At 46.7% G+C, this 13379-nt stretch carries 13 protein-coding genes; 2 read left to right on the top strand and 11 right to left on the bottom strand.

Translation table 11 applies throughout. The annotated features are described in order from the left end of the window. The first annotated feature begins 8 nt into the window (after window positions 1-8). Window positions 9-626, top strand: a complete 618-nt coding sequence (locus tag ACQ4MZ_RS14360; protein ID WP_430845763.1) for an acyltransferase — start codon at window positions 9-11, stop codon at window positions 624-626. A gap of 16 nt (window positions 627-642) precedes the next feature. Here the strand turns inward: ACQ4MZ_RS14360 and ACQ4MZ_RS14355 are convergent, their stop codons facing one another. From ACQ4MZ_RS14355 to ACQ4MZ_RS14340, 4 genes are all read right to left on the bottom strand, one after another. Next, window positions 643-1854: a sugar transferase gene (locus ACQ4MZ_RS14355; protein WP_430845762.1), complete on the bottom strand. Its 1212-nt coding sequence runs from the start codon at window positions 1852-1854 to the stop codon at window positions 643-645. Window positions 1855-1868: 14 nt separating this feature from the next. Continuing rightward, window positions 1869-2258 (bottom strand): response regulator transcription factor, encoded by a 390-nt coding sequence (locus ACQ4MZ_RS14350; protein WP_106595073.1) that lies wholly within the window; start codon window positions 2256-2258, stop codon window positions 1869-1871. A gap of 340 nt (window positions 2259-2598) precedes the next feature. Continuing rightward, a complete protein-coding gene (locus ACQ4MZ_RS14345) occupies window positions 2599-3735 on the bottom strand; it encodes a hypothetical protein (RefSeq protein ID WP_430845761.1) in 1137 nt (378 codons plus the stop codon). After that, entirely contained in the window at window positions 3722-4363 is a 642-nt protein-coding gene (locus ACQ4MZ_RS14340; protein WP_430845760.1) for an RNA polymerase sigma factor, read from the bottom strand. The genes ACQ4MZ_RS14345 and ACQ4MZ_RS14340 overlap by 14 nt, the downstream gene beginning before the upstream one ends. A gap of 86 nt (window positions 4364-4449) precedes the next feature. Between ACQ4MZ_RS14340 and ACQ4MZ_RS14335 the strand changes: the two genes are divergently transcribed. After that, the gene (locus ACQ4MZ_RS14335; RefSeq protein ID WP_430845759.1) at window positions 4450-6294 is read left to right on the top strand and encodes a YfbK domain-containing protein; all 1845 of its coding nucleotides are present in this window, start codon (window positions 4450-4452) and stop codon (window positions 6292-6294) included. Between the two features lie 88 nt (window positions 6295-6382). Here ACQ4MZ_RS14335 and ACQ4MZ_RS14330 read toward each other — a convergent pair whose 3' ends face one another. The 7 genes from ACQ4MZ_RS14330 to ACQ4MZ_RS14300 all read right to left on the bottom strand — a co-directional run bounded on the left by ACQ4MZ_RS14330 (window position 6383) and on the right by ACQ4MZ_RS14300 (window position 13216). Beyond that, entirely contained in the window at window positions 6383-6967 is a 585-nt protein-coding gene (locus ACQ4MZ_RS14330) for a DUF4202 domain-containing protein (protein WP_430845758.1), read from the bottom strand. A 22-nt stretch (window positions 6968-6989) separates the two neighbouring features. After that, entirely contained in the window at window positions 6990-7460 is a 471-nt protein-coding gene (locus ACQ4MZ_RS14325) for a hypothetical protein (RefSeq protein ID WP_430845757.1), read from the bottom strand. 174 nt (window positions 7461-7634) lie between these two features. Then, window positions 7635-8012, bottom strand: coding sequence for a response regulator (locus ACQ4MZ_RS14320; protein ID WP_430845756.1), 378 nt, complete (start codon window positions 8010-8012; stop codon window positions 7635-7637). Window positions 8013-8828: 816 nt separating this feature from the next. Next, window positions 8829-9206: a hypothetical protein gene (locus ACQ4MZ_RS14315; RefSeq protein ID WP_430845755.1), complete on the bottom strand. Its 378-nt coding sequence runs from the start codon at window positions 9204-9206 to the stop codon at window positions 8829-8831. Window positions 9207-9319: 113 nt separating this feature from the next. Beyond that, on the bottom strand, window positions 9320-10420 hold the full coding sequence (locus ACQ4MZ_RS14310; protein ID WP_430845754.1) for a T9SS type A sorting domain-containing protein: 1101 nt from the start codon (window positions 10418-10420) through the stop codon (window positions 9320-9322). A 12-nt stretch (window positions 10421-10432) separates the two neighbouring features. Continuing rightward, entirely contained in the window at window positions 10433-12607 is a 2175-nt protein-coding gene (locus tag ACQ4MZ_RS14305; RefSeq protein WP_430845753.1) for a hypothetical protein, read from the bottom strand. A gap of 324 nt (window positions 12608-12931) precedes the next feature. Further along, window positions 12932-13216 carry a hypothetical protein gene (locus ACQ4MZ_RS14300; protein WP_430845752.1) on the bottom strand — a complete coding sequence of 95 codons (285 nt, stop codon included), beginning with the start codon at window positions 13214-13216 and terminating at the stop codon, window positions 12932-12934. Window positions 13217-13379 lie beyond the last annotated feature (163 nt).

Genomic DNA, 13379 nt, shown 5'->3' with positions numbered 1-13379 from the left:
TAGGCAAAATGTCGTTATCCGCCCAAATCCGGAATAGTCCGGGGCTAAAAAAAATTGTCCACTGGATGCTGATCCCAACCAATCAGGCTCGTCCAAGGCTTTGGGTCCGCGTATTTTTGAACCGTTTCTTTCATAAAAGGGGCAAAAACGTCATCATCCGCCGTTGGGTGAGGATGGACGTGCTGCCTTTCAACCCTTTTTCCATCGGCGACAATTCGATGATCGAGGATTTCAGTACAATCAATAATGGTGTGGGGGCTGTAAGTATTGGTGCCAACTCGCTTGTGGGCCTGGGAAATGTCATTATCGGCCCGGTTACAATCGGCAACGATGTGATCCTTGCCCAGCATATTGTCGCCAGCGGCCTGAACCACAACTATCAGGATATCCAGCAACCGATTCACAAACAGGGCGTCAGCGTAGCACCTATCATTATTGAAGACGAATGTTGGATCGGCGCCAATGCCGTGGTCACAGCAGGTGTTACCATCGGCCGGCATTCGGTCATCGCCGCCGGGGCCGTCGTCACCAAAGATGTTCCGCCTTATTCGGTTGCCGTAGGAAATCCCGCACGTATTATCAAAAAATACGATCCCGAATACAAAGACTGGGTGAAAGCGTCGTGACATACGTTTTGACCCGTCACACATTCTCTGACTGCAACAGCGCGGGGAATGTTTTCAGGATGATTTTCATATCCATTTTAAACGAAAATTCCCGGGCATAGGTAATGTCAAGCTGCGTACGCTCCTCTTCGGTCATGTCTGACTTTCCCTTGCCTCGTTTGGTTACCTGCCATAAGCCGGTAAGGCCGGCGGGCCCAGCAAAGCGCAGGATTTTATCGTCGGTGGTCATTTTCTCTGCTTCATACAAAGGCAGCGGGCGGTTACCTACCAGCGACATATCCCCTTTGAGAATGTTGAACAGCTGAGGAAGTTCATCAATGCTAGAGTTTCTCAGAAAACTTCCCAGGCGCGTGATACGCGGGTCATTCTGAAATTTCATGAATGCAGCTTTCTGGTCTTTCTGAAATTGGTATAGCTTCTCGCAAATCTCCTTTCCGTCATGGAACAGCAAGCTTTTGCATTGATTTCCCGCAAGGCACTCATCACAAAGCCCCTGCGTTTCGATCTGGGCTGCGGGCTCGGCTTTGGAATACATATTCAATGCCGCCATTTTCCGGATCAACTGGTCAGCGTCGGTCCGCATGGTCCTGAATTTATACAGATCGAAAATCTTGTAGCCGCTCCCTACCCTTTTGGATTTATAAAAAACCGGCCCCTTCGAATCCAGCTTGATCAGGATCGCCACGATAATGAATACCGGCAACAGGAGAATAACCGCCGTACCGGTCGTGGCAATGTCGATTACCCGTTTCCATAGCGGCGTCTTGTGCCCCTGCGACCCTATTTTCTGAGATGCTTTATTGGCAACGTACCACTGCCGCTTTTTGAAGTATTTGATACGGGTAATAAGGTCCCCGTCGTCGAAATTCACGGAAAAAACATCGTCCGCATGTCTGGCGCGCGCCAAATCGATCGCCTGGCGCGAAAGTCGGTCTACCAGCAGCACGAAAGGGATATTACCGAAGCCGGCGCTGCTCCGGATCGTGTCGAGCAGCTCTACACCGCCGCTCGCGTCGTGCGCTACGATCACATCCGCGGGATAGTTTTCTTTTAGTGCTTCCAGTGCACCGGCAGGGGTATCAAAATACTCCACCTGAAGGTATTCCTCAAATCGCTCGGTAAAACGGAGGTATTCCTGAAAATTGTGATGGACAAAAATAACCCTGAACTGGGCAACGTAGGTTTTGCCTGCCGTTACCGTTTCTGTCGTTGTGCCGGCCAGTTCCATGATATCGTCGTCTTTTATGAGAAGCGTTTACTGCGCCGCAATACGGCGTTGATCTTCGCATGCACCTCCATCGGATTGAATGGCTTTACCATAAAATCGTCGGCGCCGAGGTTAAGGCATTGAATGCGCTCACTGCTTTCGTCGGAGCCGGAAAGTATGATAATGGGTATTTCAGAATACAAATTACTGGCTTTCGCCACTTTCAGGAACTCTTTGCCGCTCAGATTGGGCATATGAAGGTCAGCGATGATCAGATCGGCCTGGTTGCCTTCTTCCAGCCACAGCATCCCTTCGGAGCCATCGCTTTTGATCACCACATCAAAATCTTTCTTGAGGAAATGTTCCAGTATCTTGGTAATGCTGGGTTCATCGTCTATAATCAACAGATTCTTTCTATTGTCCATAGGTTGAGTATAAGTGGGCAAATATTCGATATCTCACAGTGAAAAACAACAGGCAATTATTTCGTAGAATTAGTCATAATACTTGCCATAACAAAATTTAGACCAGAAAATTGCATCACTCGCCAACGCGTCGCATGGAATCAGGTCTAAAAATAGCATCAAGCGACTATGGGGAGAAATTACAAGTTCAGATTTAGTAAAAAATCAAGAGATGAGTAGTTAAGAGCTTGTAGTAAAATTAAATACTGCGGCGTAGATCGCAAAAAATAACCGTCCAATTTTGGGAAAATTTTAAAATTACTTCTACAAGTCTAAGAATAACCGTCTGATTTGAACCGGATTATTGGGACTGCCTAAATTGTAGTTGTATTTCAGCAAGGGAAGTTACAGGAAATCCCTTGGTGCGGGCGGGCGCCCAGGCGGGGCCATTACTGATGATATGGATTGCTTCCTTGCGAAGCTCTTCAGGTCCATTGGCTACAAAACCCGACAATGCACCTGTGGAACTGACGATAAATGTCACCACTACCTGCCCGGTTGTGGCAGCAAAGCCTGTGCTTTTTTCGAGATAAGTGCGGTACGCAGGCCAGCCCTGTGCCGGTATTGGGGTGGGTTGATCAGGCTCTGCAACCAGTGTGATAGGTGATTTTTTACTGCTAATCGACGATCCGGTGACAACCACCTCATTCAGTATTTCTCCTGGATTCTCCGGAACGGTGTCAGCTGTCTTGTGAGATACAAGCAAGGGTTTCGAAGGCTCAGTCTGTGAGCGGGCAGCTGCCGATTTACCCAGGGCGCGTAACGTTCCGGACGCAGGAAGGGCCTTCGCAGGGTCCGGTGCGGGCTGCGCAGGTGTAGGTTGATTCAAATCCGAATGCGTCGGCGGAACGACAATTTGCTCTCGCTGCACCTCCGCATCAGCGAGAGCATCCGGTACAAATGCGTGGGGTTTCAATAAAGATTCAGGATTGTGCACTGGTTTGCTTGCAACAGCTTGGCCCCTCGTTTTACTAGCGGCAGGTTTGGACGGTATTTTCGGAGGCGGAACGACTACCGGCTCGGGAGCTTTTGTAAATTTGTCATCCGCCTGAACAGGTTTCCTGGCCTCTGTCGCCGTCTCATCCCCGTATGTAGTCGAATCTTTTTGCACTACAACTTGATTATCGCCTAGAAAAAACGTCCAGTAAGCAAACAGCACCAGCAGAACTGAGGCTGCCGAGGTATAAACCCACAATGGCAAACCAGATTTTCTTTCGCGCGCTACGCGCTCATGCAGGCGCTCACGCAGATCCGCGCGCATACCCGCAATATCCGAATGTGTGACGCGCCATGCGAGGTAGCCTTCGTAAGCCTCGGCTACCAGCGGTTCATCGAGCATACGTCCCTCGAGAGCACGTTGTTCTTCTACCCGCATCGTCCCGCTGTAATAGCGCTCAAAATCATCGAAATCGGGAATGAGGTCGTTAGTTACTGCCATGGCCTTCAATGCAAATTTTCAGGTTCCGCTTTCCGTTCTGGATATAACTTTTCACTTTGCCCATGTCAAAACCGGTTTCCCCGGCAATATCGCGGTAGCATTTGTCCTGCATGTAAAAAAGCTCGATCGTAATCCGTTGCTCGTGACTGAGTTTTTGAATGCATTCATCCAGTGCGTCGAGCTGTCCGTCGAGGAGTAGTGCAGCATCCTCTGTCTGCGTAATCCAATGCAATTCGTGTTCGGCTTCTTCGGTATGCTCGAAACCCGACAGAACGCGTACCGAGCGGAGTTTCATTAAGCAATGGTTTCTCGCCACGCTATGCAGCCAGCTTTTGAAGTTGGAGACTTCGTGCTGCCTTAAATCGATAACAAGTTTTTCAAAAATCTGCATGACCGCGTCCTTGCTATCCTCTTCACTGCGCAGGTACTGAAAACAAACACCAAACACCATTTCCATGTAAGGCTCATACAGTGCGCCTAACACGGTAACATCGCCATAGCGCCGGTAATCCGCCAGCCGCTCGACCTCGGCTACCGGTTCATTGCCCTTCAAACGAAACAGTTTCAAAAACTTCACGTGCGCATTTGGAAAAGTTTTCCAGCTTTCTGAGTACTGGATGCGGTTCAATCAAAATTCCATAAAAAAAATTTAAAAACTTTTATGGAATGAGTAGAAGGCGCGCATCCAGCGGGTAAATAAAAAATCAGGAAACCATGAAAACCAGAGTAACCATTCTATTAGCCGTGATTTTGAGTGCATTTGCATTCCTGCCCGAGCGGCAAATCCGGGGTACCGTTACCGACGCCGCTAACGTGCCGCTCGCCGGCGTAACCGTTTCCCTGCAAGGCGGCGACGCCACGACCGTCACCGACCGCTCTGGGTATTTTTCGCTCAACGTACCGAAACTTGCACAGGCCTTAGTGTTCAAAAAAGCCGGTTACCAAAATCTGACGGCCCCTATCACCTCTGATTCGGTTTTGAAGATTATCCTTATTCAAAAGGCAGAAACGTTGCGTGAGGTAGTGATCGCCGGCCAGCCAATGCTCATGAAAAAGACTAGCTCTCACTCGGTTGCCGCCGCTCCGGCGACTTTCCACGGCAGTGTCAGGCAAATACCCGTTGAGACGGAAAGCTACAAGCCCATCAACGAAAACGGCTTTTTGTCTGTCGGCCAACAACCTGTTACCACATTCTCCATCGACGTCGACCGTGCCGCTTATAGTAATGTGCGCCGCTTTTTGAACAACGGTCAAATGCCGCCCGAAGACGCCGTCAGGGTTGAAGAAATGATTAATTACTTTGATTATAACTATCCGCAACCTGCCGGCGAACACCCTTTGGCCATTACCACGGAAACTACCGATTCGCCCTGGAATCCGGGATTGAAACTGGTACACATTGGCTTGCAGGCCAAAACGGTTTCTACCGAAAATTTGCCTGCATCCAACCTGGTTTTCCTCATCGACGTTTCTGGCTCGATGAGCGATCCGAATAAACTTCCGCTACTCAAACAAGCCTTCAAGCTGCTCGTCGACCAGCTGCGTGCCGAAGACAAAATCTCCCTGGTCACTTACGCTGGTTCTGCTGGCCTGGTGTTGCCCCCAACTGCCGGAAACGAAAAAAAAGTAATTAAAGACGCACTTGACAAACTGGAAGCTGGCGGCTCAACGGCGGGTGGTGAGGGTATCGAGCTAGCTTATGATCTGGCCAAAAAGCATTTTCTTCCAAAAGGCAATAACCGGGTAATTCTCGCCACCGATGGCGATTTTAATGTGGGCATTTCCAACGAATCGGAGTTACAGAAATTGATTGAAGAAAAACGCAAAGCCGGCATTTTCCTCAGTGTAATGGGCTTTGGAATGGGGAATTATAAAGACAGCCATGCGGAAACCCTGGCCGACAAAGGCAACGGCAATTATGCTTACATCGATAACATTCAGGAGGCGCGGAAGGAATTTGTACAGGAATTCGGTGGCACACTGTTTACGATCGCCAAAGATGTCAAAATACAGATCGAGTTCAATCCTGCGCAGGTACAGGCATACCGCCTTATCGGCTACGAAAACCGCGCATTGCGGAACGACGAATTCAACGATGACAAGAAAGATGCCGGCGATATGGGCTCGGGACATAGCGTTACATCCATCTACGAAATTGTGCCCAAGGGTACTCACAGTTCGTATATCGGCACAACCGACGCATTGAAATACCAACAAAATAATGCTGATGCGGCCGGCAATAGCAATGAAATGATGACCGTCAAAGTCCGGTACAAAAAGCCTGACAGCGATAAAAGTGTCCTTTTCGATCTCCCGATAAAAGCCACGTCAGTTGCTTTTGAAAAATGCTCTGAAAACCTGCGATTTGCCAGCGCCGTGGCGGAGTTTGGTCTACTGCTGCGTGGTTCCGAATATAAAGGAAAAGCCACGTACACAGATGTGATCCAGTGCGCGCGAGGCGCATTTGGGAAGGATGAGGAAGGTTATCGGGCTGAATTTGTGCAATTGGTCAAAGTCGCGCAGAGCCTGGACGGCGCGCAGGAGACGACGCGGAAGTGACGGGCAATTAAGCCAAAACAGTGAGGTAGCGCTTCTACCTGGCTGTTTTGGTTAACATTTGTGGCGAGCTGATGTGCGGAACTCGGCATCACTCTTCTTTCAGCGCCTTCAAAATCAAATCCCTTCCGATGTCGCTGTACTGCAGCGACAACGCTGCTTCGCGGCCGGGATCGCTCATTTTACCCCAGGTTTTACGGAGAATGTCGATCATTTTTTCTTCGGTCATTTTGGCGATCAGATCGTCGTATTGGTATTGGAGAAAAACGAGGCAGAGGGCATTTTCCATTGTCTGTACGTCGGTATCACTTTTGAGGCGCTGTTTAAGGACAATCTGCTTTACCCGGTTGATCGTCTCCTGGTCGTAACCAACGCTTACAAGAATTTCAGCAGCGATCCCGGCGTGGTACTTCGACAGGTCGCTTCGCCATTTGAGGTAGCCTACGCGGCCGTCGGGATAACTTTTGCGCGCAATCTCCCAGCGCCCGATATGCTGGCATCGCGATGCCAGGAGCAGGCTTTCGTCGGCCTGCGGGTCCAGCTTCGTGACCCATTCATAGAGTTTCAGGGCATAGAAGTATTCAACCGGGTATTCTACATTTTCCCACACGAGGTGCTCAGGAGAACGTTTGTTGTAATCGTCAAAAAGTTCAAAAGCCTTGTCGAGCTTGCTCATAGTGATTTAGTATAGATAAATGTTATTGTACCGCCTTAAATTTCAGCGCAATGGTAGTCATCCTCGGATAGTCGTAGGCAGTACTTTGTGTTTTCATGACGAATGAGTTTTTTCGGACATCATCGGGCCGCACCGTCCATTCTCCTTTGCCTCCTCCCTCCGGCGCGCCAATCGTGATATTGTCATCGTTAACCTGCCATTTAAGCAAAAAAGGTGTGGACTCTCCTTTGAAAACGCCTGAGAAGACGCCATCCTTTTTCACCTGGACGGTTTCCATGTACCGCTGAAAGTCGATTCCTCCGAATTGCTGCGTCATCTTTCCATCCTTGAAGGTAACTGCGTCGTTGACAACAATTTCCTCGATTTTCCACTGCGGCACGGCAGTGAGCAATTCAGCAGCTTCATGAGGTGTCCCCGCCGGTCGATCACAAGATATTGCAAAGATTACTGCAAAAACAAGGAATGTAATAACGAAGGAGCTGCGAAAAGGCATGATAATCTCTGGTTAATGCGCTAGACGCAAATATAACCACAACGGCTCCTGACTTTCGATTTAAATTGAGGGAATTTATCACGTACCACAATCATAGAATTTATGAAAATTGCGTGGAAAACGTTCGAAGTCCTGAAATGAAATGCGGGATGGAATGGGCGGCGAAAGGAAGTACTATGATTTGAGAAGCTCTCTTAGCAGCGGTATTTCCAGGGGTTTTGGCAAAAGCTGGATAATGTGGGGGTTGGCTTCGGCCTGCTCAATATCGGAGGCATCTACGGTAGACGAAATCATAAACAGGCGTATCCGCTTTCGTACCGCCTTGGGTAACAGCCCGTACTGTTCGGTAAATTCGAAACCATTGAGCCCCGGCATTTGCAAGTCGAGCAGAATCACGGTTTCAGGCATGTCGGCGCCCTGGGCACGGAGATGGTCTATCGCCTGCTGCGCTGAGCTAAACGTCCTTACCGTTTCGGTCAAACCACTTTTCAACAGCAGCTTTTCCTGGGTAAACTGATCGAAAACACTGTCGTCTACGATAATAAATTCCATTTTTCTAGCAAGAGAAGGGTACAGATATCACATTACAACCCACGACAACTGGATGCTTCCTATCTCCACATATTCCTATTTTGTAGAAATAGTTGTCATAAATAAGCTACAAAGGTTCTAAATCTAACTGAAAAATCGGCAAATATGACATAATACTTTCGTCGGGCCATGATTTTAGTACAAATTCGGTCACTTATGCCGGAAGTACCTCTGTTAACCCGCGAGCGGCCGCTGACTTAGTTCTTCATTGGCCTAATGCACGGCCATCGTTGAGTGGTGAGAGCTGACGGAGGTGGGCTATTGGACGTAAAAGTTACAGAATAGTTTCCTGACTCCCAAGACAATATCCCGATTTCGATTCAACGTGTCTCGCCCTCTATATGTTGCCTCCTTTCATCAGGCAACGGTGAGGGGAGACCACCATTTCCAGACTTGCCCTTTTCGGAAACAAGACGCGCGCCAGACGTATTACAGCTTTCAGATCGTAATCGATAAAACAACAAAATTCCGAACGCACAAATATGGCGTTCGGAATAAGCACTAACACACACTTTTGATGTACAGATCTCCATCAAGTCATTAAAAGTATTTAATTTTATTCTTTAAAATAACCAGATAGAACAACCCGAGCCAACGCTGAATTAGACGTTTCATCTTTATGCACAAATTGAGTAAAAATATAATGAACCGAAGCGCTGGTTTTTCTTCAATAAATAGGCTTGGGTTTTGATGAATACAAATTCACCACAACAATAGAGGTAACCGCTGTTATTACTAAACCTATTAATAATATTTTTTTCATATTGACACCTATATTTATTTTCTAATTAATTTCATTTCATCAACACCTTCCAAATCAAATATTATTTCATTGCAAGTTTGACTAATTAAATTAAAACCGTATTTTACCTTCGTTCCATTGGAAAGCGAACCTTCTACGAAAAGTGAGTCGTTTTCGACTCTCCAATTATCTTCCGATTTGAAATAAGTTCCAAATAACAATCCTTTACCTTCTTTGTAATTTCCATTACTTTCAAATACTATTTCCTGTGGGCCGCTGTGCTCCGAAACGAGCTCCGCATTCCAGGTCCCTTTAATATTATCTTTTAATGAGGATGGGACACATTCCTTATCATTTCCGCAAGCGGCGATCAGTATTGAGGCAAAAGTAACGCTGAACAATCTTGCTATCATCGATTGAGAAGTTAGAGATTTTACTTAGACAACTCAGTGACGGCGTGGCGACAAGGGAAGGAAGCAAAAGGCGCTCACGCCATCATCCTGAGTAACTCACTGTCATAATGTGGTTAACGTGCAATGACGATTCTATAACCACTGGACTGCCCATTTTTACGAGACAGTTTCACTACATAGGTTCCGGAGGGCAGATTTTTGACGTTGACCTCCTTCGCCGGCACTGACGGTGATGTATATACTTCACCCCCCTGTGCATTGTATATTTTGATACTTGATACGCTATTCCAGTCCTCTGTGGATTTGAAATTCAACTTGTCGCTTACGGGATTGGGGAATAATGTGTATCCCGTCTTCAAATCAAATTCCACTCTTTTAATCTGACTGAAGGCAAACGTACCATCCTTGTCCACCATTTTGAGACGGTAGAAATTGTTTCCACCCATCGGGCTATCGTCAACAGTGGCGTAGTGTACTTCCACTGAGCTTTCACCTTTTGCTGCTATTGACTTCAACTTATGCCAAGCCTTGCCGTCACCGCTGCGCTGGATTTCAAAATGGTCGCTATTAGATTCCTCCGAGGTTGACCAGACAAGTGTGGTCGTGTTACCTTCACGTGCTGCGGAGAAATCGATCAGATTGACGGGAAGTGCCTGATTAGTTGTGCCAACTATCCTCTTTCTCGGAAGATTTAGTTCCAGATTAGTCCAGAAAGCTGTGAAAGAAGTCCCATCGTAAGGTCTTATGCTCATCCTATTAGTGCTCAGTACGGGTCCGGAGAAATTGAATGTTCCCGTACCTAAAATGACACCATTGCCCGCTGGTATGTCGTTTTCAAAATTTCGTGTAAGATTGAAGCTAAATCCAACCCAGTTACCTGGTTGTGGGTTTTGATTCGGTGGTGGGTTCTTTGAAAGCGCCCCCCCGCTGGAATAGGCTGGATTAAAGGTATAATTTGTACTTTGTATCGTAACTCCAACCGGGACTTCTACATCGGACCTTATATTCATGAACTGCCAGTTACTGCTGTCTGGATTAGCCACATCGTAATTTATCCCCCGTATGGCTCTTACATCAAAAGTGTAGCTTGTCTTATTTGCATTGAACACTCCATTCTCATACGATATCTGTATCGTCACTTGTGCATGCACAATTTGCTGAAAACCAAGGACAAGAGATAGAAGTGCAACCCATTTTTTTAAAGTTCTGGTCATAGTATAGGTGTTTTAATAATTAATTAATGTAGAATAAATGTCTTGATAGAAACTAGTATTGAATAGGGATCCGTCGACTCCATCTACGAATCCGTCCATGTTAATATCGGCTCGGTCGTAGGTGTTATATACATCAGCTTTGAATTGTACTTTAAGAAAACTGCCATCAACGCCATCGACGAAAAAATCCTGCATAGCATTCAAATCGCCTGGAAGCATACACCACATTCCGTTTTTTTGAACCATCTGCGGAGGGTCGCCAAACGCATTGGAAGCTTGCGACAATGAGGTCGTGAAATCATAGCTAAGTGATGCTCCGGCACCAAAATTCATTATTGGATTACTCAGGACTGTCAAATGATTGCGATGCTTAATGGCCAACCTAACTGAGCCGGATTGGGGATTAAATGTCGGCACTTGTCCGTTCCTATCGACAATACTGCCGTCCGGTTTCAGCAGGAGACTTTTGCTTTGCAACACAGTTTGAGGCGATGATCCGCTCCTAACCTCCACCAGTACCCAATCGACCACTTCGCCGGCCGGTCCTGCCACACTATTAATGTTTGGATACGCGCTAGAACTTACGTAGGGTGCAGATGTGGGCAGAAGCCCTGTACCTCCATATTTCTGCAAGTCATTTTTCATTTTTGTGCCCATTGTTGGCATGGCACCCTGCAGGGCAACTTTAAGACCGAGTTGAACGTTGCTTGCACAAAGCGTAGTAGTAACTTTTACCTGCGCTGTAGAATTATCCGTGTTATAACATGGCACGGCCGGATCATATATAAATGCGTAGTATGTCCCTGCGCCTACTGCGGCTGGATTGCCTATCGGAGAACCCGTGTGCGTTGCATTATTAAACCAGACAAGTTGAGTATTAAGAGGAACGTTGGCATTCAGGGTCGTTTTCGTTAAGTCTGCCGTTGATGCCGGGCATGTGTTCGATATGGTTGCCGGCTGTACTGAAACCTGAGCCATGCCAGCTTTACAGCAAGGCGTCTCAAACGACACTGTAACAGAGGAGGTGGAAATGTCTGTTGAATAACACCCGAGTTCATTACTGTAAAAGAATGCATAGTAGGTGCCCGGACTTGTCACTGTCGATGCCGCTATCGGAGAGCCTTGGTGGCTATTATTATTGAACCATCTGACCCGACTATCATCCGAAGCAAGTGCAAGTTTATTTTTTAACCAGAAACTGGTTGACGGACATGTTACTGCGACGGTAGATCCCTGAGTTAACGGGACCTGTTGGGGACTGTGGGTAACCATCACTGCCGCCGTGGACTTCGTGTTTGGATCTAAACTGTAACAATCATTTGCGTTATGATAATAAAAGGCGAAATAAGGGTTCGCATTAACTCCTGCATGTTCCGTAATAAACTTGCCAATATTTGGGGCAAAGCTATAAGCCGCACCTTGCTTCCAAACGATCTCCGCTCCTACTGGCCAGGGAGCCTTCACCAACAAATCCAGATTTACTGTTTCGCACGGATACATAACACTTGGCTTTGGACTATAAAGCTGAACCTGTGCACCCGGAGGAAGTATACAATCTAGCGGCCTGTATGCAATATCAAAATTCACAATTCCAGTTCCAGCCGCAGTATTACCCGAAAGTATGAAAATCAGCGTGTCACTTGTTGCTGTGAATTCGGCAATCATCTCCTGCCATTGATTCTTTGCCAACGCTAAGTCTACTATCGCTCCAAAAAGGTTGTTGGGATTGCTCGGTGTCTCTATTTCCAAAATAGCTTCGGAGCCAAAATTCGTACCCAACGAACGGGTCGCCATTACTGCATAGCGCATTTTGTACTTTTGCCCAGGAATGAAATCTCCCACTTTAAACTTAACTTTTCCATCAATGGACGAGTTGGCAGTGCTCGTTAAACTCAAAAAAGTTACCGAATTGCTATTAACAGCTCCGGTTTTCTTGCTACTTGGCGGCCGTTGTACATTTACTAAATTACCATTTGAGTCCGCCCATTTTCCCGCACTTCCGAAGAAAGAAGTATCAGATACACTCACACCTGTTGGGCTCGATACAACCGTATATGCAGGATGTGGAATGCAGTTTGAACATCTGGAAGAAGCTCCGGTTTCTGGAAATGATTGTGCAAATGTAAACGTGTTGTGTTGCAAGAAGAACAGCAATAATAGTGTGATGGATAGTAGATACCTTTTCATGTTGCATGTCGCTTTTTAATTGAATACACTTTTCACTTCATTTCTGATACCTGATAAATTCGGGCGATTCAATTTTGGCTTTGTTTTATTTTAATGATTCAAATCTACATCCACTATCCCATCCAAAAAGAATTCGATGAGTAAGTGGTAGCGATTAAAAAACCATCGGTATTTCTTGTAAAAGGTGTAATTCCAAGACCGTAATTATCAATAGAAGCCTCAATATGTTTGTGATTTTGGAAAAAGAACGCCGCGGCAAAATTGCCACGGCGTTGCTTAACTTTATACCCTATAGTAATATGATGCGAAGCCGATCGTGTACGCCTAGTTCCAGTTGGGGCGGAATATGATGATGAGCACGATGAAGATAGCTGTGATTACCACCGGCACAGCCATTACCCAGGCAAGGATTGACGCCGTCGTGAGATCTCCCGTATATAGATAGTATATGGAAGCCATGATCACCGCACCGATCGAAATCATAACGATCCAGAAGTAATGCCGGGGTTCGTCGGGCTCTCTCTTCATGACTATGTAGTACAAGTAGTAGCTGCCCACCGCCAGTACCGCGGTGCAATCGATTAAAAGGCCTGTCAGATAGAGTCCCATTGCAATAGTCAGTTTTTGATGAATAGTTAGGTTACCACTGGTGTCTTAAACAAATGTTGTCCAGACGGCCAGGTAATAAAAATAGGATGTGTGAACGGCGAGCTATCAGTGATTAAATGGTCAAATTAGTTGGGTTGTGTTGAAAAGTGTTTGACGACTAGCG

This window comes from Dyadobacter sp. BHUBP1, from assembly GCF_050587785.1.
Taxonomy (GTDB): domain Bacteria; phylum Bacteroidota; class Bacteroidia; order Cytophagales; family Spirosomataceae; genus Dyadobacter.
The sequence above is the reverse complement of the archived record's forward strand: the minus strand, read 5'-3'. Positions and strand labels throughout refer to the sequence as shown.

What these genes read in the sequence shown, in the direction of transcription:
- ACQ4MZ_RS14360 (WP_430845763.1), top strand. Translation starts at nt 9, where the DNA reads ATGTCGTTATCCGCCCAAATCCGGAATAGTCCGGGGCTAAAAAAAATT.
- ACQ4MZ_RS14355 (WP_430845762.1), bottom strand. Translation starts at nt 1,854, where the DNA reads ATGGAACTGGCCGGCACAACGACAGAAACGGTAACGGCAGGCAAAACC.
- ACQ4MZ_RS14350 (WP_106595073.1), bottom strand. Translation starts at nt 2,258, where the DNA reads ATGGACAATAGAAAGAATCTGTTGATTATAGACGATGAACCCAGCATT.
- ACQ4MZ_RS14345 (WP_430845761.1), bottom strand. Translation starts at nt 3,735, where the DNA reads ATGGCAGTAACTAACGACCTCATTCCCGATTTCGATGATTTTGAGCGC.
- ACQ4MZ_RS14335 (WP_430845759.1), top strand. Translation starts at nt 4,450, where the DNA reads ATGAAAACCAGAGTAACCATTCTATTAGCCGTGATTTTGAGTGCATTT.
- ACQ4MZ_RS14330 (WP_430845758.1), bottom strand. Translation starts at nt 6,967, where the DNA reads ATGAGCAAGCTCGACAAGGCTTTTGAACTTTTTGACGATTACAACAAA.
- ACQ4MZ_RS14325 (WP_430845757.1), bottom strand. Translation starts at nt 7,460, where the DNA reads ATGCCTTTTCGCAGCTCCTTCGTTATTACATTCCTTGTTTTTGCAGTA.
- ACQ4MZ_RS14320 (WP_430845756.1), bottom strand. Translation starts at nt 8,012, where the DNA reads ATGGAATTTATTATCGTAGACGACAGTGTTTTCGATCAGTTTACCCAG.
- ACQ4MZ_RS14315 (WP_430845755.1), bottom strand. Translation starts at nt 9,206, where the DNA reads ATGATAGCAAGATTGTTCAGCGTTACTTTTGCCTCAATACTGATCGCC.
- ACQ4MZ_RS14310 (WP_430845754.1), bottom strand. Translation starts at nt 10,420, where the DNA reads ATGACCAGAACTTTAAAAAAATGGGTTGCACTTCTATCTCTTGTCCTT.
- ACQ4MZ_RS14305 (WP_430845753.1), bottom strand. Translation starts at nt 12,607, where the DNA reads ATGAAAAGGTATCTACTATCCATCACACTATTATTGCTGTTCTTCTTG.
- ACQ4MZ_RS14300 (WP_430845752.1), bottom strand. Translation starts at nt 13,216, where the DNA reads ATGGGACTCTATCTGACAGGCCTTTTAATCGATTGCACCGCGGTACTG.